The sequence below is a fragment of the Pseudonocardia sp. DxW genome (genome assembly GCF_058448985.1).
On the sequence record NZ_JBZFLK010000013.1, the window covers coordinates 153,804 to 176,197 of the forward strand.

General features: G+C 74.9%; 19 protein-coding genes and 1 pseudogene. 12 read left to right on the forward strand and 8 right to left on the reverse strand.

The genetic code is table 11. The features are described from left to right. Positions 1–7: 7 nt before the first annotated feature. Genes ACVJO7_RS21080 through ACVJO7_RS21090 form a run of 3 tightly spaced genes read left to right on the forward strand, consistent with a single transcriptional unit; the run spans position 8 to position 3,907 of the window. Entirely contained in the window at positions 8–982 is a 975-nt protein-coding gene (locus ACVJO7_RS21080; RefSeq protein WP_491674307.1) for a quinone oxidoreductase family protein, read from the forward strand. A 49-nt stretch (positions 983–1,031) separates the two neighbouring features. After that, a complete protein-coding gene (locus ACVJO7_RS21085; protein ID WP_344030121.1) occupies positions 1,032–3,077 on the forward strand; it encodes a S9 family peptidase in 2,046 nt (681 codons plus the stop codon). Next, the gene (locus tag ACVJO7_RS21090) at positions 3,074–3,907 is read left to right on the forward strand and encodes a PaaX family transcriptional regulator C-terminal domain-containing protein (protein ID WP_344030123.1); all 834 of its coding nucleotides are present in this window, start codon (positions 3,074–3,076) and stop codon (positions 3,905–3,907) included. The genes ACVJO7_RS21085 and ACVJO7_RS21090 overlap by 4 nt, the downstream gene beginning before the upstream one ends. Before the next feature lie 608 nt (positions 3,908–4,515). On the opposite strand, the pseudogene ACVJO7_RS21095 reads toward ACVJO7_RS21090, so the two are convergent. From ACVJO7_RS21095 to ACVJO7_RS21105, 3 genes and pseudogenes are all read right to left on the reverse strand, one after another. Further along, positions 4,516–4,620, reverse strand: a pseudogene (locus ACVJO7_RS21095) (hypothetical protein); the annotation flags it as partial. 69 nt (positions 4,621–4,689) lie between these two features. Then, positions 4,690–4,869, reverse strand: a complete 180-nt coding sequence (locus ACVJO7_RS21100) for a hypothetical protein (protein WP_491674308.1) — start codon at positions 4,867–4,869, stop codon at positions 4,690–4,692. A gap of 88 nt (positions 4,870–4,957) precedes the next feature. Further along, positions 4,958–5,848, reverse strand: coding sequence for a heme o synthase (locus tag ACVJO7_RS21105; RefSeq protein ID WP_491674342.1), 891 nt, complete (start codon positions 5,846–5,848; stop codon positions 4,958–4,960). A 498-nt stretch (positions 5,849–6,346) separates the two neighbouring features. On the opposite strand from ACVJO7_RS21105, the gene tkt reads away from it, so the two are divergent. The 9 genes from tkt (at position 6,347) to ACVJO7_RS21150 (ending at position 17,891) form a co-directional block, all read left to right on the forward strand. Further along, complete coding sequence (gene tkt / locus ACVJO7_RS21110; protein ID WP_491674309.1) at positions 6,347–8,473, forward strand: transketolase; 2,127 nt, start codon at positions 6,347–6,349, stop codon at positions 8,471–8,473. A gap of 28 nt (positions 8,474–8,501) precedes the next feature. Continuing rightward, the gene (gene tal, locus ACVJO7_RS21115; RefSeq protein ID WP_344030141.1) at positions 8,502–9,611 is read left to right on the forward strand and encodes a transaldolase; all 1,110 of its coding nucleotides are present in this window, start codon (positions 8,502–8,504) and stop codon (positions 9,609–9,611) included. A 3-nt stretch (positions 9,612–9,614) separates the two neighbouring features. After that, positions 9,615–11,285, forward strand: coding sequence for a hypothetical protein (locus ACVJO7_RS21120; protein WP_344030144.1), 1,671 nt, complete (start codon positions 9,615–9,617; stop codon positions 11,283–11,285). A gap of 50 nt (positions 11,286–11,335) precedes the next feature. Further along, the gene (gene zwf, locus ACVJO7_RS21125) at positions 11,336–12,880 is read left to right on the forward strand and encodes a glucose-6-phosphate dehydrogenase (protein WP_344030147.1); all 1,545 of its coding nucleotides are present in this window, start codon (positions 11,336–11,338) and stop codon (positions 12,878–12,880) included. A gap of 127 nt (positions 12,881–13,007) precedes the next feature. Next, positions 13,008–13,952 (forward strand): glucose-6-phosphate dehydrogenase assembly protein OpcA, encoded by a 945-nt coding sequence (gene opcA, locus ACVJO7_RS21130; RefSeq protein WP_491674310.1) that lies wholly within the window; start codon positions 13,008–13,010, stop codon positions 13,950–13,952. A 1-nt stretch (position 13,953) separates the two neighbouring features. Further along, positions 13,954–14,763 (forward strand): 6-phosphogluconolactonase, encoded by an 810-nt coding sequence (pgl, locus tag ACVJO7_RS21135; protein WP_425563700.1) that lies wholly within the window; start codon positions 13,954–13,956, stop codon positions 14,761–14,763. A 96-nt stretch (positions 14,764–14,859) separates the two neighbouring features. After that, the gene (gene purT / locus ACVJO7_RS21140; protein WP_344030153.1) at positions 14,860–16,065 is read left to right on the forward strand and encodes a formate-dependent phosphoribosylglycinamide formyltransferase; all 1,206 of its coding nucleotides are present in this window, start codon (positions 14,860–14,862) and stop codon (positions 16,063–16,065) included. Positions 16,066–16,138: 73 nt separating this feature from the next. After that, positions 16,139–16,612, forward strand: a complete 474-nt coding sequence (locus ACVJO7_RS21145; RefSeq protein WP_491674311.1) for a VOC family protein — start codon at positions 16,139–16,141, stop codon at positions 16,610–16,612. Positions 16,613–16,658: 46 nt separating this feature from the next. After that, positions 16,659–17,891, forward strand: coding sequence for a patatin-like phospholipase family protein (locus ACVJO7_RS21150; protein WP_491674312.1), 1,233 nt, complete (start codon positions 16,659–16,661; stop codon positions 17,889–17,891). A gap of 87 nt (positions 17,892–17,978) precedes the next feature. Here the strand turns inward: ACVJO7_RS21150 and ACVJO7_RS21155 are convergent, their stop codons facing one another. The 5 genes from ACVJO7_RS21155 to ACVJO7_RS21175 form a co-directional block, all read right to left on the reverse strand. Then, on the reverse strand, positions 17,979–18,317 hold the full coding sequence (locus tag ACVJO7_RS21155; protein WP_491674313.1) for a P-II family nitrogen regulator: 339 nt from the start codon (positions 18,315–18,317) through the stop codon (positions 17,979–17,981). Further along, positions 18,314–19,627 carry an ammonium transporter gene (locus tag ACVJO7_RS21160; protein ID WP_491674343.1) on the reverse strand — a complete coding sequence of 438 codons (1,314 nt, stop codon included), beginning with the start codon at positions 19,625–19,627 and terminating at the stop codon, positions 18,314–18,316. Before ACVJO7_RS21160 ends, ACVJO7_RS21155 begins: the two co-directional genes overlap by 4 nt. Before the next feature lie 278 nt (positions 19,628–19,905). Further along, a complete protein-coding gene (locus ACVJO7_RS21165; protein ID WP_491674314.1) occupies positions 19,906–21,165 on the reverse strand; it encodes a TrpB-like pyridoxal phosphate-dependent enzyme in 1,260 nt (419 codons plus the stop codon). A gap of 32 nt (positions 21,166–21,197) precedes the next feature. Beyond that, positions 21,198–21,992, reverse strand: coding sequence for a class I SAM-dependent methyltransferase (locus tag ACVJO7_RS21170; RefSeq protein WP_491674315.1), 795 nt, complete (start codon positions 21,990–21,992; stop codon positions 21,198–21,200). A 56-nt stretch (positions 21,993–22,048) separates the two neighbouring features. After that, positions 22,049–22,390: an RNA polymerase-binding protein RbpA gene (locus ACVJO7_RS21175; RefSeq protein ID WP_491674316.1), complete on the reverse strand. Its 342-nt coding sequence runs from the start codon at positions 22,388–22,390 to the stop codon at positions 22,049–22,051. Between the last annotated feature and the right edge of the window lie 4 nt (positions 22,391–22,394).

A 22,394-nucleotide genomic window follows, 5' to 3' on the forward strand; every position in this document is an offset into this window, starting at 1 on the left:
AGTGCGCATGCGAGCGGTACGGGTGACCAGGGCCGGCGGACCGGACGTGCTGGAGGTCGCCGACGTCGAGCCGCCGGCTCCCGGACCGGGTGAGGTGCTGGTCGAGGTGGGCGCCGCCGGCGTCAACTACATCGACACCTACCAGCGTGAGGGCATCTACCCGATCGAGACCCCGTACGTGCCCGGCCTGGAGGGCAGCGGCCGGGTGACCGCGCTCGGCGAGGGCGTCGAGGGGGTCGCGGTGGGCGACCGGATCGCCTGGGCGGAGACGCTGGGTAGCTACGCCGAGCAGGCCGTCGTCCCGTGGGCGAAGGCCGTGCCGGTGCCGGAGTCGATCGCCGACGACGTCGCGGTCGGGGCGCTGCTGCAGGGTATGACCGCGCACTTCCTGGTCAACGACTGCCGCCCGCTGACCGGTGGCGAGACGGTGCTGGTGCACGCCGCCGCCGGCGGGGTCGGGCTGTTGCTCACCCAGCTGGCGACCGCCAAGGGCGCCCGGGTGATCGCGACGACGTCCAGCGCGGAGAAGGCCGACCTGGCCCGCGGCGCCGGTGCCGCCGAGGTGATCGACTACACCCGGGTGGACGATCTCGCCGCCGAGGTCCGCGGGCTGACCGGCGGGACCGGCGTCGACGTCGTGTTCGACAGCGTCGGCCGGACCACCTTCGACGCGAGCCTGGCCGCGCTGCGCAGGCGCGGCACGCTGGTGCTCTACGGCGCCGCGTCCGGCCCGGTCCCGCCGGTCGACCCGCAGCGGCTCAACTCGGGCGGCTCGCTGCACCTGACCCGGCCGAAGCTGTTCGACTACGTCGAGACCACCGAGATCCTGCGGGCCCGGGCGGCCGCCGTCTACGCCGAGGTCGCGGCCGGCCGGCTGGACGTGCGGATCGGGCACCGCTACCCGCTCACCGAGGCCAGGACCGCGCACGAGGACCTGCAGGGGCGGCGCACCACCGGGAAACTCCTGCTGCTGCCCTCCTGATCGGCGGATCGGCCGGGAGCGGGGGCACCCGGGATGCTATGAACCGGGGGTGCCGACGGACGACGCCCCGAAGACCCCGTTCCACGATCTCGACGCCTACGTCGCGCTGCCCCGCCTCGGCGGGCTGGCGCTCTCGCCCGACGGCTCCCGGCTGGTGACCGGCGTCGCCGAGCTGGAGTCCGACGCGACCCGCTACCGGACGGCGCTGTGGGAGGTCGACCCGGACGGCGGGACGCCCGCCCGGCGGCTGACCCGGGGCGCCGCCGGCGAGTCGGGTCCGGTGTTCACCCCGGCCGGTGACCTGCTGTTCCGGTCGTCGCGCCCGGACCTGGACGCCGGCCAGGAGACCGATCCGGCCACCGCGCTGTGGCTGCTCCCGGCCGGCGGTGGCGAGGCCCGCCAGATCGGCGGCCGGCCGGGCGGGATCGCCGACGTCGCGGTCGCCACCGGCGCCGGGACCCTGGTGGCGTCGTCGCCGACGCTGCCCGGCGCGGTGACCGCCGCCGACGACGAGCAGCGGCGGTCGGCCCGCTCCGACGCGAAGGTCACCGCGATCCTGCACACCGGCTACCCGGTGCGGCACTGGGACCACGATCTCGGCCCGGCCGGGAACCGGCTGCTGGTGGCCCCGGCGGACGGCGACGGGCCCGGCGAGTCCGGCTGGACCGATCTCACCCCGGCGCCGGGCCGGGCGCTCGACGAGACCGCGTTCGACGTCTCCCCGGACGGCTCGACCGTCGTCACCGGCTGGCACCGGGCGCACGGCCACGGCAGCTGGCGGCCCGGGATCGTCGCGATCGACACCGTCACGGGCGAGCACCGCGATCTGCTGTCCGACGACGGCCACGAGTACGGCGACCCGCGGATCAGCCCGGACGGCCGGACCGTCGTCGTGCGGCGGGAGCGGGTCTCCACCCCGCAGGTGGCGCCGCGCACCGATCTGGTGCTGGTGCCGCTGGCCGGTGGCGCGGCCCGCCCGGTCGCCGAGGGCTGGGACCGCTGGCCGACCTCGGTGCGCTGGACCGCGGACTCGTCGGCGCTGATCGTCACCGCCGACGACGGCGGCCGCGGCCCGCTGTTCCGGATCGACCTGGCGCCCGGCGCCGACACGGTGACCCGGCTGACCGGCGACCACGGCTGCTACACCGATCCCTGCCCGTCGCCGGACGGCCGCTGGGTGTACGCGCTGCGCAACGCCGTCGACGCGGCACCCGCGCCGGTCCGGGTGGACGCGACCGCCCGCGACGGCGCACCGGTGCAGCTGCGCGGCCCGGTGCCCGCGGTGCAGCTGCCCGGCGGGCTCACCGAGGTGGAGACGACCGCACCGGACGGCACCCGGCTGCGCAGCTGGCTGGTGCTGCCCGACGGCGCCGGGCCGGACCGGCCGGCGCCGCTGCTGCTGTGGATCCACGGCGGCCCGCTGGCCAGCTGGAACGCCTGGGCGTGGCGGTGGAACCCGTGGCTGCTCGCCGCCCGCGGCTACGCGGTGCTGCTGCCCGATCCGGCGCTGTCCACCGGCTACGGGCAGGACTTCGTGCAGCGCGGCTGGGGCCGGTGGGGCGGGCCGCCCTACGAGGACCTGATGACCGCCACCGACGCCGCGCTGGCCCGCCCGGACGTCGACGACACCCGGGTCGCCGTGATGGGCGGCTCGTTCGGCGGGTACATGGCGAACTGGATCGCCGGGCACACCGACCGGTTCGCCGCGATCGTCACGCACGCCAGCCTGTGGGCGCTCGACCAGTTCGGCCCGACCACCGACCACGCCGAGTACTGGCTGACCGAGATGACGCCGGAGATGGCCGAGGCGAACAGCCCGCACCGGCACGCGGACGCGATCGTCACCCCGATGCTGGTGATCCACGGCGACAAGGACTACCGGGTGCCGATCGGCGAGGGCCTGCGGCTGTGGTGGGACCTGGTGTCGCGGCAGCCGGATCCGGCGGCGAACCCGCACCGGTTCCTGTACTTCCCGGACGAGAACCACTGGGTGCTCTCGCCGAACCACTCGATCCTCTGGTACCGCACGGTGTACGCGTTCCTCGGCGAGCACGTGCTCGGCGAGCCGTGGGAGACGCCCGAGCTGCTGCGGTGAACGGCCGGGCACGCGGGGAGCAGCCGGGCCGGGCCGGATCGGCGGTGGCCGCGCTGGTCGACGTGCTGATCGAGTACGTCGCCCCCGGCGACGGGACCGTGTGGCACGCGACGCTGGTGGACGTGCTGGGCACCCTCGGCCACTCCCCCGCCGCGGTCCGGCAGGCGGTGTCGCGCACCGTGCGCGAGGGCGGGCTCACCACCGCGCGGCACGGCAGGCACTCGCAGGTCCGCATCACCCCGCAGCTGCGGGAGACCCTGCTGCAGGGCTCCGTCGATCTCGCCCCGGACGCCCCGGGCGGGCCCGGTGACGGCTCCTGGGACGTGGTCGTCGTCGGCCCGCACGCCGACCGGCGGGCCCGGGACCGGTCGCGCTCGGCGCTGCTGCTGGCCGGCTGGGGCCGGCTCGGCGACGGCGTGTGGCTCGCGCCGCGCAGCCGCTACCTGGACCTGGTGCTGGCCGCGCTGGAGTCCGAGGGGGCCGCCGTCACCGCGCTGCGCTCGCAGATCGTGCACCCGGACGCGGCGGCGGTGGTCGCCGGGGCCTGGGATCTCGACGCGGTCGCCCGGCACTACGACGCGCTGCTCGCCGGGTTCGCCGATCGCACCGCGGACGGGCCGGCCGGCTGCTTCGCCGCCTGGACCGCGCTCAGCCGGGCCTGGCGGGACTGCGCGCTGGCCGATCCGGGACTGCCGGAGGACGCGCTGCCCGCCGACTGGCCCCGGGAGCGGGCCCGGGAGCTGGTGCTGCGGTGCCGGTCGGCGTGGCGGCCGGCCGCGCACGGCCACTTCGCCGACCGGGCCCGCCGGACCGGCCCCGGGGACGGTTGACCGGCCGCATCACCGTTATATGACACGTTAAGCGTCTTACGACTACCCTGATGTCACACCAGCGACATCGGGAGCGCCCATGACCACCCTCGCCGACGCACCGTCCGCGGTCCGCCACTGGATCTCCGCCGAACGGTCCCCGGAGGCGGCCGGCGGCCGCCGCGACCTGCTCGCCGACACCGCCGTCCTGGAGTTCGGCGCGCACCGCGTGCAGGGCGCGGATCCGGTGCTGGAACGGATCGGCCTGATGATCCCGCCGGGCTGGCTCGGCGACGCGGAGTGGAGCCTGGTCTCCGCCACCGGCGCGGAGGCCACCGTCCGGGCGACCGGCCCGGCCGGCGCCCCGCTGCCCAGCCCGGGCGGCCCGATGAGCGCCTTCGACATCCGGTTCGTGCTCGACGACGACGGCCGGATCGCGCTGATCGCGCCGCAGCCGCACCATCCCGAGCCGCCCGGGCTGGCCGCCGCGCCGGAGCCCGGCGACGTCGCACCCGCGGGCGCTGAAGATCCTCGGCGCCGAGATGACCGCGCTCGGCCTCGATCCGGCGACCGTACGGACCCGGCCGGTGCTCACCGACGACGAGGCGGCCCGGGAACACTTCACCGGCTCACCGACGATCCGGGTGGACGGAGCCGACATCGATCCGCCACCGGCCACCACGCCGCCCGCGCTGACCTGCCGCCCCTACCTGCTCCCGGACGGCCGGCCCAGCCCGCTGCCGGACCGCGGTCGGATCCGGGAGGCGCTGGCCCGCGCGGTGTCGTGATCGCCGCCGGCCCGGTCAGCCGCCGGCGGCACGGGTCGCGTCGTCCAGGACGTGCGCGGCGGAGAAGTACCCGCGGTGCACCCACGTCCCGCGGTCGACGACGTGCGCCCGCCCCTGCGCGACGGCGTCCAGCCGGCTCCAGAGCGGGTCCCGCCGGGCCTCGGCGTCGTCCTCGCCCTCCATCACCCGGACCATCGCCGAACACTGTGTCCCCGGCGACGGCGGCGAGCTGCTCCCGGCTGACGTCGAGGTAGCCGTCGGCGTTCCACCCCGCCGGGAGCTCCTAGAACAGGACCGGCAGGCCCAGCGCCGCGTCCACGGCGATCGCCGCGAACAGCACGCACAGGTAGATGTTCGACAGGTGGAACAGCGGCATCGGCGACACCTCGCCGCCCGCGCGGACCTCGGCGTGCAGCCGGTGCGCCCGGAACACGAAGTACGCCCCGCCGAGCAGCGCGACCGCCAGGTACACCCAGGAGGTCACCGGCAGCAGCAGCAGGCTCCAGGCCACCATCACCCAGCTGTAGACGACGATCCGCACCGAGACCGCGGGCGCCGGCGCGACCACCGGCAGCATCGGCACCCCGGCCGCGGCGTAGTCCTCGCGGTAGCGCATCGCCAGCGCCCAGAAGTGCGGCGGCGTCCAGAAGAAGATCACGCCGAACATCACCAGCGCCGGCCACTCGACGGTGCCGGTCACCGCGGCCCAGCCGATCACCACCGGCATGCAGCCGGCGGCGCCGCCCCAGACGATGTTCTGCGCGGTCCGCCGCTTCAGGACCAGCGTGTAGACCAGCACGTAGAACGCGATCGCGGCCAGCGACAGCGCCGCGGCCAGCCAGTTCGTGGTGAAACCGAGCCACACCGAGCTGGCGGCGGCGAGCACCAGGCCGAAGACCAGCGCGTTGCGGGTGGGCACCTGCCCCCGCGCCAGCGGGCGGCGCGCCGTGCGCTGCATCTTCTTGTCGATGTCGGCGTCGACGACGCAGTTCAGCGCGTGCGCCGCCGCGGCGGCCATCGCCCCGCCGACCAGGGTGGCCACGATCAGCCAGAGCGAGGGGATCCCGCGCTGGGCGAGGAACATCGCGGGCACCGTGACCACGAGCAGCTGCTCGATGATCCGCGTCTTGGTCAGGCCCAGGTAGGCCAGCACGGTGGCCCGGATCCGGGCCACCCGTCCGGTGGGGGCGGCGGCCGGGGCCTCGGCTCCCGGGCGGTCCGCGGCGGGCGCGACGATCCGGTCCTGCGGGACGGGCTCGACGGTCCGGCTCGGCCGCGACGCGGGTGCGCTCACCTGTTCGTACCTCGCTCGGCTCGGTGTTCGGGCTGGGCTCTAGAGCCGAGGTGCTCGCGGTAGCAGGGCGCCACGTTCTACAGCGCGTCGATGCTAACCGGTGGCATGCCGTGCGGGGCGCCGGGGTACACCCGTGTCGGGTGACCGGGCCCGGTGCCGCGACGGTCGGCAAACCCGCAGGCCCGGCGTCCGCAGTAGGGTGTGCCGGGCCGGGGGTGGCGACGATGCCACCGGGTGATCCGGGTCGCAGTGCACCGGGCCCGAACGGGGCCGGCACGCGGCGGCGTCCTCCGACGGCGTCGCCGGACCCGCTCCCCCGCCGACCAGCCGCCCACGGCAGCACCGTCAGATGCCGACGCGAGTACAGGAGCCACCGCCTTGTCCGAGACCGCCACGTCCCCCCACGCCGGGGACAGCGCCGTCGCCGCGCTCACCCGCGCGCACGTGCCCGACGACTGGACCGACCTGGACCGCAAGGCCGTGGACACCATCCGGGTCCTGGCCGCGGACGCGGTCCAGAAGTGCGGCAGTGGTCACCCGGGCACCGCGATGAGCCTGGCCCCGCTGGCCTACACCCTGTTCCAGCGCGTGATGCAGCACGACCCGGCCGATCCCGAGTGGCTCGGCCGGGACCGGTTCGTGCTCTCCGCCGGGCACTCCAGCCTCACCCTCTACATCCAGCTCTACCTGGCCGGCTACGGCCTGGAGCGGGAGGACCTCGAGCAGCTCCGGCAGTGGGGCTCGCTCACCCCGGGGCACCCGGAGTACGGGCACACCCGCGGGGTCGAGATGACCACCGGCCCGCTCGGCCAGGGCCTGTCGTCGGCGGTCGGGATGGCGATCGCCGCCCGCCGCGAGCGCGGCCTGTTCGACCCGGACGCCCCCGAGGGCGCCAGCCCGTTCGACCACCAGATCTACGTGATCGCCTCGGACGGCGACATCGAGGAGGGCGTCACCTCGGAGGCATCCTCGCTGGCCGGCCGGCAGGAGCTCGGCAACCTCACGGTGATCTACGACGCCAACGAGATCTCGATCGAGGACGACACCAACATCGCCCTCAACGAGGACACCGCCAAGCGGTACGAGTCCTACGGCTGGCACGTGCAGGTCGTCGAGGGCGGCGAGAACGTCAGCGGCATCCTGGCCGCGCTGGAGGCCGCGAAGGCGGAGACCTCCCGGCCGTCGTTCATCGTGCTCCGCACAGTCATCGGCTACCCGTCGCCGAACAAGATGAACACCGGCGCCGCACACGGCTCCGCGCTCGGCGACGACGAGGTCCGGGCCGTCAAGGAGGTCCTCGGGTTCGACCCGGACAAGGAGTTCGACGTCGACGAGGCGGTGCTCGCGCACACCCGCTCGGTCGGCGAGCGCTCCCGCGCCGTGCACGACACCTGGCAGGGCACCTTCGACGAGTGGGCGCAGCGCGAGCCGGAGCGCAAGCAGCTGCTGGACCGGCTGCTGGCGAAGCGGCTCCCGGAGGGCTGGGCCGACGTCCTGCCGCACTGGGACACCGACGAGAAGGGCCTCGCCACCCGCAAGGCGTCCGGTGCCGTGCTGGCCGCGGTCGCCGACGTCCTGCCGGAGCTGTGGGGCGGCTCGGCCGACCTGGCGGAGTCGAACAACACCTCGATGAAGGGCGCCGACTCGTTCGGCCCGAAGTCGGCCACCACCAGCACTTGGAACGCCCAGCCCTACGGCCGCACGCTGCACTTCGGTGTCCGCGAGCACGCCATGGGCGCGGTGCTGAACGGCATCGCGCTGCACGGCCCGACCCGCGCCTACGGCGGCACCTTCCTGGTCTTCTCCGACTACATGCGGCCCGCCGTCCGGCTCGCCGCGCTGATGAAGACCAATCCGCTGTACGTGTGGACGCACGACTCGATCGGCCTCGGCGAGGACGGGCCGACCCACCAGCCGATCGAGCACCTCGCGGCGCTGCGGGCGATCCCGGGCCTGTCGGTCGTGCGCCCCGGCGACGCGAACGAGACCGCCTACGCGTGGAAGGCCGCCCTGGAGCGGCCGTCCGACGGCCCGATCGGGTTCGCGCTGACCCGGCAGAACGTGCCGACGCTGACCGGCACCTCCGCCGAGGGCGTCGCCCGCGGCGGCTACGTGCTGGAGGAGGCGTCGTCCGGCGTCCCGCAGGTTGTGATCATCGCCACCGGCTCGGAGCTGCACCTCGCGGTCGCCGCGCGGAAGATCCTGGAGGCCGACGGCGTCGGAACCCGTGTGGTCTCCATGCCGTGTGTCGAGTGGTTCGCCGCGCAGGACGCCGGGTACCGCGAGTCGGTCCTGCCGCCTGCGGTGCGGGCCCGCGTCTCGGTCGAGGCGGGCATCGCGATGCCGTGGCGGGACTACGTCGGCGACGCCGGCCGCTCGGTCTCGATCGAGCACTTCGGTGCCAGCGCCGACCAGGCCACCCTGTTCGAGAAGTTCGGCTTCACCGGCGAGACCGTCGCCGCCGCCGCGCGGGACTCGCTCGCCGCGGTGGAGAAGTCGTCCTGAGCCACTCCTGAGTCACAAGGAGACAACCATGAGCAACGATCGTCTCGCCGCGCTCTCCGCGGCGGGTGTGTCCATCTGGCTCGACGACCTGTCCCGGGAGCGGCTGACCAGCGGGAACCTCGCGGAGCTGATCGAGGACAAGCACGTCGTCGGGGTCACCACCAATCCGACGATCTTCGCGGGCGCGCTGTCCGACGGCGCCGCCTACGACGAGCAGGTCCGCGAGCTCGCGGCCCGCGGCGCGGACGTCGACTCGGCGATCCGCGAGATCACCGTCGCCGACGTGCAGCAGGCCTGCGACGTGTTCTCCGGGGTCTGGGAGCGCACCGGCGGCGTCGACGGGCGGGTGTCGCTCGAGGTCGACCCGCGCCTGGCGCACGACACCGAGAAGACCGTCGCCCAGGCGCTGGACCTGTGGAAGGCGGTCGACCGGCCGAACCTGCTGGTGAAGATCCCGGCGACCGAGGCGGGCCTGCCCGCGATCACCCGGGCCACCGCGGAGGGGATCAGCGTCAACGTCACGCTGATCTTCTCGGTGGAGCGGTACAAGGCCGTCATGGACGCGTACCTGACCGGGCTGGAGCAGGCCGTCGGGAACGGCCAGGACCTGGCCTCGATCCACTCGGTGGGCTCGTTCTTCGTGTCCCGGGTGGACTCCGAGATCGACGGCAGGCTGGAGGCGGCCGGCGGCGACGAGGCGCTGGCGCTGCGCGGGAAGGCGGCGGTCGCGAACTCCCGGCTGGCCTACGCGGCCTACCGGGACGCGTTCTCCGGCGCCCGCTGGGACGCGCTCGCGGCGAAGGGCGCGCACGCGCAGCGTCCGCTGTGGGCGTCCACCGGGGTGAAGAACCCGGACTACCCGGACACCCTCTACGTCTCCGAGCTGGTGGTGGACAACACCGTCAACACGATGCCGGAGAAGACCCTGGAGGCGTTCGCCGACCACGGTGAGGTCGACGGCGACAAGGTGACCGACACCGCCGGTGCCGCGCAGCAGGTCTTCACCGACCTGGAGGGCGTCGGCATCGACCTCGACGACGTCTACCTCGTCCTGGAGAACGAGGGCGTGGACAAGTTCGAGAAGTCGTGGACCGAGCTGCAGGACACGGTCCGCTCGCAGCTCGACGCCGCCAGGTAGCCGGTGGCCGACACGCCCGGCGGCGACGGGGCCGATCTCGGCTCCGCCGCCGCCGGCGGTTCCGTACCGGCACCGGCCGCCCCGGTCCGGGTGGTGCTGGCCGGGGAGCCGTTCTCGACCGCGGCCCGCCGGATCGCCGGCGACCTGGCGGAGGAGACGGTCGCGTCCCGGGTGGCCGACGGCGATCCGAGTGTGTGGCCGGCCGTGCCCGGCTCCGGCACCGGCTGGACCGGGCTGGCCCGGGCGTCCCGCCCGCTGACCGGGCAGATCGCGGCGCTGCGCGAGCGGTTCGCGGTCCTCGGCGCGCACCGGGTGCTGCTGGTCGGCACGCCGGACGCGGTCGCGGTGGCCCGGCTGGTCGCCGCGGGCTCCCCGGACACCACCCGGCTGACCGCGCTGGACTCCGCCGATCCGGTGCAGGTCGCCGAGGCGCTGTCCCGGGAGCCTGCGGAGACGGTGCTCGTGGTCGCCGATCCGGCCGGTGACGATCCGGTGGTCGGCGCCGTCCGGCACGCGGTGGTGTCGGTGCTCGCCGACGAGATCGGCGCGGACGCCCTCACCGGCCGCACCGTGCACCTCACCGAACCCGGTTCGCCGCTGGACACGCCCGGCGCCGGCGTCACGGTGGTGACCCTGGACGCGGACGTCCCGGCCCGGTTCGGCGCGCTGGGCCCGCTCGGGCTGGTCCCGGCCGGTCTGGCCGGTGCCGACGTCGCCGGGCTGCTGGCGACGGCCGTCCCGGCGGCCGCCACGCTCGGCGAGGACGACCCGGAGAACCCGGCACTGCTGCTCGCCGGGGCGCTCGCCGCGGCCGGCGGTTCGGTGCTGGCGCTGCGCGACGACGACCGCTCGCCCGCGCTGACCGCGTGGCTCGCGCCGCTGCTCACCGCGGCCGGGCTGGCCGCCGTCCCGACCGGTCCCGACGCGCCCGTCCCGGCCCCGCAGGTCGCCGACCCGGCCGCGCCGCCGCCGGTGGTCGACGTGCACGCCGACGGCACCGGCCCGGCGCCCTCGCCCGGGCGCGGGGCGGTCCGCACCGACGCCCCGCCCGGAGCCACGATCGTGCTGTGGCAGGTCGCGGCGGCGCTGGCGGCGCGGGCGCGGCGGACCGACCCGTTCGCGCCGGGCCTGCCCGCCCCCGATCCGGGCGAGCCGGAGGACCCGCCGGCGTTCGTCGACGGCGGGATCGCGGTGCACGCCGACGGCTGGCTGCCGTCCGGTGTGGACACCGTCGCCGGTGCGCTGGACGCGCTGGCCGCGGTCGCGGACGACGGCGGTCACCTGGCGGTGTCCGCCTGGCTGGATCCGGAGTCCGACGCGTCGGTCGCGGTGCTGCGCGGCCCGCTCGCGGGGCGGACCGGGCTGCCGGTCGCGTTCGGCTGGGCCCCGGGCTGCCGCAGCGGCGACACCGGCGGGCCGGACCGGGCGGTGCACTGCCACCTCACCGGCGGCGGGCTCGATCCCGACGGATCGGGTGCTGCTCCGGATGACCCGTTCGGCGCGGGTACCGCGCCGGAACCGTCCGGACTGGATAGCCTGCACGCGGCACAGGCCCGAGCGGTCGTCCGCGAGCAGCGCAGCCGGGGGCGCCCCGTACTGCGGCTGCACCTGACCGACCGGCTGACCGGCCTCGTCACACTCGCCCGTGCCGTCGAGACCCGGCCGGACCACTGATCCCGACCAGCCCGGCGACCAGCCGTCGAGTACCCACATCAGGAGGGGCGATGCCCACCGCGAACGGCGGCCGTACCAACCCGCTGCGCGATCCCCGCGACAAGCGCCTCCCCCGGATCGCCGGCCCCTGCGGCCTGGTGATCTTCGGGGTGACCGGGGACCTGTCCCGCAAGAAGCTGATGCCCGCGATCTACGACCTGGCGAACCGCGGCCTGCTCCCGCCGGGTTTCGCGCTCACCGGGTTCGCCCGGCGGGACTGGGACACCGAGGACTTCGGGCGGGTCGTGCACGACGCGGTCCGCCAGCACGCGCGCACCCCGTTCCGGCAGGAGGTCTGGGACCGCCTCGCCGAGGGGCTGCGGTTCGTGCAGGGTTCCTTCGACGACGACGCCGCGTTCGACGAGCTCGAACGCACCGTCCGCGAGCTGGACGAGAAGCGCGGCACCGGCGGAAACCACGCGTTCTACCTGTCGATCCCGCCGAGCGCGTTCCCGGTGGTGTGCAAGCAGCTGGCCCGCTCCGGGCTGTCCGCGCAGGAGGACCCGGACGTGTGGCGCCGGGTGGTGATCGAGAAGCCGTTCGGGCACGACCTGGCGTCGGCCAAGGAGCTGAACGCGATCGTCAACGAGGTGTTCCCCGAGGACTCGGTCTTCCGGATCGACCACTACCTCGGCAAGGAGACCGTGCAGAACGTGCTGGCGCTGCGCTTCGCCAACCAGCTGTTCGAGCCGATCTGGAACGCCAACTACGTCGACCACGTGCAGATCACGATGGCCGAGGACATCGGGCTGGGCGGGCGCGCCGGCTACTACGACGGGATCGGCGCGGCCCGCGACGTCATCCAGAACCACCTGCTGCAGCTGCTCGCCTTCACCGCGATGGAGGAGCCGACGTCGTTCTCGTCGGACGAGCTGCGGGCCGAGAAGATCAAGGTGCTGAAGGCGGTCAAGCTTGCGCTGCCGCTGGAGGAGACCACCGCCCGCGGCCAGTACGAGGGCGGCTGGCAGGGCGGCGAGCAGGTGCCGGGGCTGAAGGAGGAGGAAGGCTTCGATCCGAGGTCCACCACCGAGACGTTCGCCGCGATCACCTACGAGGTGGAGAACCGGCGCTGGGCCGGGGTGCCGTTCTACCTGCGCACCGGCAAGCGGCTGGGCCGCCGGGTCACCGAGATCGCGGTGGTGTTCAAGCGCGCGCCGCACCTGCCGTTCGACGCCACGATGACCGAGGAGCTGGGGCAGAACGCCCTGGTGATCCGGGTGCAGCCGGACGAGGGGGTGACGATGCGGTTCGGCTCGAAGGTGCCGGGCAACCAGATGGAGGTCCGCGACGTCACGATGGACTTCGGCTACGGCAACGCCTTCACCGAGTCGTCCCCGGAGGCCTACGAGCGGCTGATCCTGGACGTGCTGCTCGGCGAGCCGTCGCTGTTCCCGGTGAACGAGGAGGTCGAGCGGTCCTGGGAGATCCTCGACCCGGTGATCGAGTTCTGGGCGGACTCCGCGGAGGGGCCGGACGGCTACCCGGCCGGGTCCTGGGGCCCGGACTCGTCGGCGGAGATGCTGGCGCGGACCGGCCGACACTGGCGCCGGCCGTGAGCCCGCGAACAGCCGCATCAGCACAGCCCGTGAGCCCGCGAACGGCCGCATCAGCACAGCCCGTGAGCGTCCTCCGCCCCCATCTCGTCCTCCCCCACCCCGTCTCCCACCCACGAGGGGTCTCGTCATGATCATCGATCTGCCGTCGAGCAACACCTCGGCGGTGAACCGCAAGCTCGTCGAGCTGCGCGAGTCCGGCGGGGTGTTCGCGCTCGGCCGGGTGCTCACGCTGGTCGTCGTGACCGACGACGGGCCGGGCCTGGAGCGGGCGGTCGACGCCGCGAACTCGGCGAGCCGGGAGCACCCGTGCCGGGTGATCGTGCTGGCCCGCGGCCAGCGCCGGGCGGCGGCCCGGCTGGACGCCCAGATCCGGGTCGGCGGCGACGCCGGCGCGAGCGAGGTGATCGTGCTGCGCGGCTACGGCGCGCTGGCCGCGGAGGACGCGGGCGCCGGCATGGTGATGCCGCTGCTGCTGCCCGACGCGCCGGTGGTGGCGTGGTGGCCGGGTGAGGCGCCGGCCAGCCCGTCGGAGGACGCGGTGGGCAGGCTGGCCCAGCGGCGGATCACCGACGCGCTGTCGTCGAAGAACCCGACGAAGGCGTTCGAGCAGCGCCGCCGGGACCACGCGCCCGGGGACACCGACCTGACCTGGACCCGGCTGACGCACTGGCGGGCGCAGCTGGCGGCGGCGCTGGACGTCCCGCCGCACGACGAGGTGACGGGCGCGGTGGTCGCCGGGGAGGCGGTGTCGCCGTCGACCGAGCTGATGGCGGGCTGGCTGGCGTCGGCGCTCGGGGTGAAGGTGAAGCGGTCCCCGTCGGCGCAGGAGAACGGCCTGTCGATGATCCGGCTGAACCGGCCGTCGGGTGACGTGGAGCTGGCCCGGCCGGACGGCCGCACCGCCCGGCTGACCCAGCCCGGCCAGCCGGAGCGGCTGATCGCGCTGGCCCGCCGCGAGGTGTCGGACTGCCTGGCCGAGGAGCTGCGCCGGCTCGATCCGGACGAGGTGTACCAGGAAGCCCTGGCCGGTGTGTCCCTGGTGACGCGCGGCCGAACCCCCGTGAAGGTCTGAGATGCCGGCAGGTGCGAGCGTGTCCCCGAGCGAGAAGATCCAGGTCGTCGTCCATCCGGACGCGGCGGTGCTGGCCGCGGCGACCGCGGCCCGGTTGCTGACGGCGCTGGCCGACGTCCAGTCCCGCGGGACCGTGCCGCGGGTCGTGCTGACCGGCGGCGGGGTCGGCATCCAGCTGTTGCGGGAGGTCGCCGCGTCCCCCGGGCGGGACGCCGTCGACTGGTCGGCGGTGGACGTGTTCTGGGGCGACGAGCGGTTCGTGCCCGCCGACGATCCGGAGCGCAACGAGCTCCAGGCCCGGGAGGCGCTGCTCGACGGGGTGGCGCTGGACCCGGCCCGGGTGCATCCGATGCCGGCCGCGCCGGCCGGTGGCGGTTCGGCCGACGACGCGGTGCGGGCGGCCGCCGACTACGCGCGGCTGCTCGCGGACCTGGCCCGCCCGGAGGAGGACGGCATCCCGGCGTTCGACGTGACGCTGGTCGGCATGGGCGAGGAGGGGCACACGCTGTCGGTGTTCCCGGACTCCCCCGCGGTGCACGAGCAGGCCGCCACCGTCGTCGGGGTGTTCGACTGCCCGAAGCCGCCGCCGACCCGGATCTCGCTGACCCTGGCCGCGGCCCGGCGGTCCCGCGAGGTGTGGGTGGTCGCGGCGGGCGCCGGGAAGGCTCCCGCGGTGGCGGGTGCGCTGACCGGGACCCCGGAGACCGAGCTGCCGGTCGGCGGGGCCCGCGGGACCGAGCGGACCCGCTGGCTGCTCGACGCCGCGGCGGCCGGGAAGCTGCCGGACGGGTTCCTGCCGCGGGTCTCCTGATCCGGCGCGGCTGCCGGCCGCTGGATGAACCGGACGTGTGACCTCGCGCCCGTTCCCTGGCGGCGCGCCGGACGACCCCGGTTAGGGTCCGGGGCCATGCGTATCGGCACCCCGCTCGGCCCGGATCCCACCCGCGTGCTGCTGCTCGGCTCGGGTGAGCTCGGCAAGGAGGTGGCGATCGCCTTCCAGCGGCTCGGTGTCGAGGTCGTCGCCGTCGACCGCTACCCGCACGCCCCCGCGCACCAGGTCGCGCACCGCTGGCACGCGATCGACATGACCGACCCGGTCACCCTGGCGACGCTGATCGAGCAGGAGGCGCCGGACCTGGTCATCCCGGAGATCGAGGCGATCGCGACGAACGCGCTGGTCGAGATCGAGGCCGCCGGGACGACCGTGGTGCCGACGGCGCGGGCGGCGAAGCTGACCATGGACCGGGAGGGCATCCGGCGGCTGGCCGCCGAGGAGCTGGGGCTGCCGACGTCGCCGTACGCGTTCGCCGACACCCTGGACGAGGTCCGGGCGGCGATCGGCCGGGTCGGGCTGCCGTGCGTGCTCAAGCCGGTGATGTCGTCGTCGGGCAAGGGCCAGTCGGTGCTCAAGGACGCCGGGGACGCCGAGGCCGCCTGGGAGCACGCCCGCACCGCCGGCCGGGTGTCGAACCCGCGGGTGATCGTCGAGGGCTTCGTCGAGTTCGACTACGAGATCACCCTGCTCACCGTGCGGCACGCCGGCGGCACCGCGTTCTGCGAGCCGGTCGGGCACCGCCAGGAGAACGGCGACTACGTCGAGTCGTGGCAGCCGCAGCCGATGTCGCCCGCCGCGCTGGCGGCCGCGCAGGACGTCGCCGGCCGGATCACCGAGGCGCTGGGCGGGCGCGGCCTGTTCGGGGTGGAGCTGTTCGTCCGCGGCGACGAGGTGCTGTTCTCCGAGGTCAGCCCGCGGCCGCACGACACCGGCCTGGTCACCCTCGCGACCCAGCGGCTCAGCGAGTTCGAGCTGCACGCGCGCGCCGTGCTCGGGCTGCCGGTGGACACCTCGCTGCGCTCCCCCGGCGCGTCCGCGGTCGTCTACGGCGGGCAGGAGCTGACCGCGCCGGACTACGAGGGCGTCGCCGAGGCGCTCGCCGTCCCGGGCGCCGACCTGCGGCTGTTCGGGAAGCCGACGGCCGGTGAGCGGCGCCGGATGGGCGTCGCGGTCGCCGCCGCCGACGACGTCGCCACCGCCCGCGACCGGGCCACCGCGGCGGCCGCGCACGTCCGCCCGGTGCCGCGCGCCGGGGATCCGGGGCCGGCCGGCCGATGAGTTCCCGGGCCGCCCCCGGTCGGTGACGGTACGGGGCGCCGGCGGTCGGCGCCCCCGGCCGAAGGGACCCGCGATGCGGACGATCACACCCTGCCTCTGGTTCGACGGACGGGCCGAGGAGGCCGCCCGGTTCTACACGTCGGTGTTCCCGGACTCCGGCATCGACGAGATCACCCACTACGGCCCCGAGATCCCGGAGCGGGAGGGGCAGGTGCTCACCGTGTCGTTCCGGCTGGGCGGGCAGCGCTACACCGCGCTCGACGGCGGTCCCGGGTTCACCTTCAGCGAGGCGGTCTCGCTGGAGGTGCACTGCGACACCGCCGACGAGGTGGACCACTTCTACGACTCGCTGGTGCAGGGCGGCACGACGCAGCCCTGCGGCTGGCTGAAGGACCGCTTCGGCTTCTCCTGGCAGATCGTGCCGCCGGGCCTGCTGGGCTGGCTGAACGGCCCGGACCCCGACGCCGCGGGGCGCGTCGCGAAGGTCCTCTACGCCACCCACGGCAAGCTGGACACGGCCGCGCTGCGGGCCGCCTACGAGGGGTGACCCGCGGGTAACCTGGCTTCGGGGGGCCGAGGCGAGGGGGCGCGTGATGGCGGGACGGACCGGGTTGGTGGTGGCCGGCGCCGGCGCCCGCGGCGCCTACGAGGCGGGGGCGCTCACCGAGCTGCTGCCCCGGCTGGAGCGGACCTGGTCGGCGCCGTCGGTGCTGGTCGGGACGAGTGCCGGGGCGCTCAACGTGGCCGCGCTGGCCGGTCTGGCCGGGACCCGGCCGGACGCCGCGGCGGCGGAGCTGGTCGCCCGCTGGGAGTCGGTGCGGACGGGTGACGTGGTCGCGTTGCCGTCGTCGGCGCTGGAGGCCGGTGTCGCCTACGCCGGGGACCTGCTCGGCGTCCCGTCCGCGCTGCGCCGCGCCGTCGGGCTGCCGGAGCGGGTGACCCGGCTGCTCGACGCGGACCGGCTGCGCCCGGTCGTCGAGCGGGTCGTCGACTGGGACCGGCTGCACCACGCCGTCGCCGGTGGGCTCGTCGACGCCGTCGGGGTCGCCTGCACCGCGGCCGGGACCGGCGGGACGGTCGTGTTCGTCGAGCACGGGCCGGACGTCGCGCTCCCGCCCTACGATCCGGGCCGCGACATCCGCTACGTCGGCACCCGGCTGACCCCGGACCATCTGCTCGCGTCGGCGGCGGTGCCGGTGCTGTTCGCGCCGCGCTGGATCGAGGGCCCGGGCGCCGGCTGGTACGTCGACGGCGGGGTCCGGCTGAACACCCCGCTGAAGCCGGCGCTGCGGCTGGGCGCCGACCGGATCGGGGTGGTCGCGACGACGCCGGCGGCGCCGTGCCCGGACGCGGCGCCGCCGCCGGACCGGGTGCCCGACGTGTACGCGGTCGCGGCGCTCGCGCTGCGGATCGTGCTGGGCGCCGGGGTCACCGAGGACCTGCGCACGCTGCGCGCGGTGAACGCCGAGATCGACCGGGGCGCCGACGGCAGGCACGCCCGGATCGGCGCCTGGTTCGCCGGGCCGCCCGCGGACCGGGCCACCGAGCTGGCCGAGCTGGCCGCCGAGATCCGCCGCCGCGAGTACGGCGGGCTGCGGGCGCTGCGCAACCCGCCGCTGCTGGTGCTGGAACGGCTGGTCGGCGGGGCCGTGCCGGACACCGATCTCACGCACGGCGCCGAGCTGCTCAGCTTCCTGTTCTTCGATCCCGCCTTCGCCGCGGCCGCCGCGGACCTCGGGGCGGCGCACGCCGCCCGGTCGACGGCCCCGGACACCGGCCGCCCGGGCGCCGGGGCACGGCGCCGGGCGCGGGCGGCCCGGCGCTGAGCCCCCGGCGGCCGGGCACCGAGCCTGCGCGCACGGCGGTGTGCCCCCGCGACCCGGCCCCGGCGGGTGCCACCGGCACCGCGTCGCTCACACCGCGTCCGCCCCCCGTTCCCCGGTCCGCACCCGGACGACCGTCTCGACGGCCTGCACCCACACCTTCCCGTCGCCGACCTTCCCGGTGCGGGCCGCCTCGGTGATCGCGCCGACCACCCGGTCGACCTGCTCCTCGTGCACCACGGCGTCGATCCGGATCTTCGGCACCAGGTCGACCGCGTACTCGGCGCCCCGGTACAGCTCGGTGTGCCCCTTCTGCCTGCCGTAGCCGCGGACCTCGCCGATGGTCATCCCCAGCACGCCGAGCTGTTCGAGCGCGGCCCGGACGTCCTCCAGCGCGTAGGGCCGGACGATCGCGGTCACCAGCTTCACGACGCCTCCACCGGTGGCGCGGTGGTGGCCTGCCCGGCCGGCCGCGCGGACGCGGTGCCGCCGCGCAGCGTGGAGAAGTCGTAGGCGGTCTCGGCGTGCTCGGTCTCGTCGATGCCGGTGACCTCGTCGTCGCCGTCCACCCGGAAGCCGATGGTCACCTTCACCAGGTAGCCGAGCAGCAGCGCGAGCACGAACGAGTAGGCGAGCACCGCCCCGGCGGCGAGCGCCTGGCGGCCCAGCTGGACCAGCCCGCCGCCGTAGAACAGGCCGTTGTCGCCGGCCGCCGCCGAGTTGACGCTGTTGTCGCCGAAGAACCCGATCAGCAGGGTCCCGACGATCCCGCCGACCAGGTGGACGCCGACGACGTCGAGCGAGTCGTCGAGCCCGAACCGGTACTTCAGCCCGACGGCGAGCGCGCACACCGCACCGGCGATCAGCCCGATCGCCAGCGCCCCGACCGGCCGGACGAACCCGCAGGCCGGGGTGATCGCGACCAGCCCGGCGACGGCGCCGGACGCCGCGCCCAGCGTGGTGGGCCGCCCGTCCCGGATCTGCTCGACGATCAGCCAGCCGATCAGCGCGGTCGCGGTCGCCAGCATGGTGTTGGTGAACGCGGTGGCGGCGAGGTCACCGGCGGACAGCGCCGAGCCGGCGTTGAACCCGAACCAGCCGAACCACAGCAGCGCCATCCCGAGGAGCACGAACGGCAGGTTGTGCGGGCGCATCGGTTCGCGCGGCCAGCCGCGCCTGCGCCCGAGCACGATCGCCAGTGCCAGCGCCGCGGCGCCGGCGTTGATGTGCACCGCGGTCCCGCCGGCGAAGTCCTCGGCGCCGAGGGTGTTCGCGATCCAGCCGCCGACGTTGTCCGGGCCGGTGAAGCCGTCGAACGCGAACACCCAGTGCGCGACCGGGAAGTACACGACCGTCGCCCACAGCACGACGAACGCCGTCCAGCCCCAGAACTTCGTGCGGTCCGCGACGGCGCCCGAGATCAGCGCCGGGGTGATCACCGCGAACATCAGCTGGAACATCACGAAGGCGAGCGCGGGCAGCGCGTCCGGCCCCGGCCACGGCGCGGTGTCCGAGCCGACGCCGACCGCCTGGCCGATCGTGTTCGCCAGCCCGGCGAACTCGCCGCCGCCGAGCAGGCCGCCGCCGATGTCGTTGCCGAACGCCCAGCTGTAGCCGTACAGCGCCCAGAGAACGCTCACCACCGCCAGGCAGATCACGTTCATCATCAGCATGTTCAGCACGGACTTGCTGCGCGTCATCCCGCCGTAGAAGAACGCCAGCCCCGGCGTCATCAGCATCACCAGCGCGGCGCTGACCAGCACCCACGCCGTGTCTCCCGCATTGAGTTCCACCCGTCCTCCGTTCGGTCCGCCCCGACCAGGTGGCATGTTTCGCCCGCTGTGTTGCAGGGAGGAACGGTCCGCGGTTTCCCGGGCGTGTCGGGTCCCGGCACCGGGCGCAGCGGGCGCCGACCGCGCCGACCGCGCAGGCGGTACAGGGGGTACAGGGGGGTACAGAGAGGAACAGGGGGCGCGCTGCCCGGCCCTTCCGGGCACAGCGGTACGGACCGGTGGGATCAGCCCATCTCGTCGTCGAGCCGGCCGTTGTTGTAGTCGTCGTACGCGGCCAGGTCGAGGAAGCCGTGCCCGGAGTAGTTGAACAGGATGACCCGCTCCTCCCCGGTCTCCTTCGCGGCGAGTGCCTCGTCGATCGCGGCGGCGATCGCGTGCCCGGTCTCCGGGGCCGGGATCTTCCCCTCGCTCCGGGCGAACTGCACGGCCGCCTCGAAGACCTTGCCCTGCGGGTACGCCGCCGCCTCCATCCGGCCGTCCTTCACCAGCGACGACACCAGCGGCGAGTCGCCGTGGTAGCGCAGGCCGCCCGCATGGATCGACGGTGGCACGAAGTCGTGGCCGAGGGTGTACATCGGCATCAGCGGGGTCAGGCCCGCGGTGTCACCGAAGTCGTAGTCGTAGCGGCCCTGGGTCAGCGTCGGGCAGGACAGCGGCTCGACGGCGAGCAGCCGCACGCTCTCGTCCGGCACGAACGGGAAGGTGATGCCGCCCAGGTTCGAGCCGCCCCCGCAGGACCCGATCACGATGTCCGGCAGCGTCTCGCCGGCCAGCCCCAGCTGCTCGCGCGCCTCCAGCCCGACCACGGTCTGGTGCAGCAGCACGTGGTTGAGCACCGACCCGAGCGCGTAGTGGGTGTCGTCGCGGCCGACGCAGTCCCGCACCGCGTCCGAGATCGCCGCACCCAGCGAGCCCGGGTGGTCCGGCTCGTCGACCGGGCTCGGGACCACCTCGCCGCCCCAGGTCTCGATGGCGATCCGCCGGTAGGGCTTCTGCCCGAACGACGCCCGCACCATGTAGACCTTCAGCTCCAGGTCGAACTGGGCCGCGGCGAACGCCAGCGAGGTGCCCCACTGGCCGGCGCCGGTCTCGGTGGTGAGCCGCCGGATGCCCTCGCGGGCGTTGTAGAACGCCTGCGGCACCGCGGTGTTCGGCTTGTGGCTGCCGGCCGGGGAGACCGACTCGTCCTTGAAGTAGATGCGCGCCGGGGTGCCCAGCGCCTGCTCCAGCCGGACCGCCCGCTGCAGCGGCGTCGGCCGCCACAGCCGCAGGATGTCGAGCACCTCGCCCGGCACGTCGATCCACGGTTCGGCGCTGACCTCCTGCTCGATCAGCGACATCGGGAACAGCGGCGCCAGGTCGGCCGGGCCGACCGGCTCCCGCGTCCCCGGGTGCAACGGCGGCTGCACCGGGCTCGGCAGGTGCGGAACGACGTTGAACCAGGCCGAGGGGATCTGTTCCGGAGGCAGCGTCCAGCGGGTCATGACCTCGGAATCTATCCCGAACGTGCCCGGGATCACGAGGGGGGCGGTCCGCCCGGCTCGTCGATCCGGACGGCGACCTGCTCGTTGTCGTAGGTGTAGCAGAGGTAGCTGTAGCCGACGCCGTGCGCGGCGGCGTACTCCCACCAGGCACGGGCCTCGTCGCGCTGCCACTGCGGGAAGTTGAAGAACTCGTCGAACAGCACGATGCTGCCGCGGCGCAACCGCGGGCCGACCCCGGCCAGCACGGTGACCGCGGACGAGTAGAGGTCGGAGTCGACGTGCAGGAAGTCGACCGGGCCGGGATGCGTCGCCAGGAACCCGTCGAGAGTGTCCTCGAACAGCCCGGGCACCAGCTCGGCGCCGGGCACCCGCGGGAGCTCGCCGACGTCGCCGAAGGCGCCGGCCGGGAAGCCCTGGCGCCAGGTCTGCGGCAGGCCGGTGAAGGTGTCGAAACCGTGCACCCGGCCGTCGCCGCGGTGCTCGGCGATGGTGCGCAGGGTGCCGCCGCGGTACACGCCGAACTCCAGCGCCGTGCCGCCGGTCGGGGCGGCCCGGAGCGCGTGCTCCAGGGTGGCCTGCGGGTTCGGCAGCGGCACCGCGTCGGCCAGGTGCTCCCGGGCGAACCGGGCGCTGCTCGCGACGGCCTCCCGCTCCCCCGCCGCGATCGTGTCCCGGCGGTCCCGGATCTCGACCGCGCGCAGCTCGGCGACGACCCGGTCGACCTCGGTGCGGACCCGGCCGTCCAGCTCCTCGCGCAGCAGCGCCAGCTCGGACCGCAGGGTCGCCGTCTGGTTCGCGGTGTGCCGGGCCAGCGCGTCGTCGAGCACCCGCCCGGCGCGCCGGCGGGCCCGCCGGACGAGCGCGCGCGGCCCGGGGAGCCCGATCAGAGCTCCCGGGACGCCCGCAGCCGACCGAGGGCCTCCTCGAGGATGGCCTCACCGTCGGCGTCGCTGCGCCGTTCCTTCACGTACGCGAGGTGCGTCTTGTACGGCTCGGTGCGCGGGGCGGCCGGCGGGTTCGCCGAGTCCCGGCCGCCGGGCAGCCCGCAGCGGGGGCAGTCCCAGGTCTCGGGGACCTCGGCCTCCGCGGCGAACCAGGTGTTGTTGACGTGGCCGTTCGCACAGTAGAAGGGGATCCGCTCGCGGGCGGCACTCTCGCCCCGCTCGGACTCGCCCATCGGACCGGCCCCCACCCGGGTGCCGCGGATCGCGTTGCCGCCAGCCATCTCC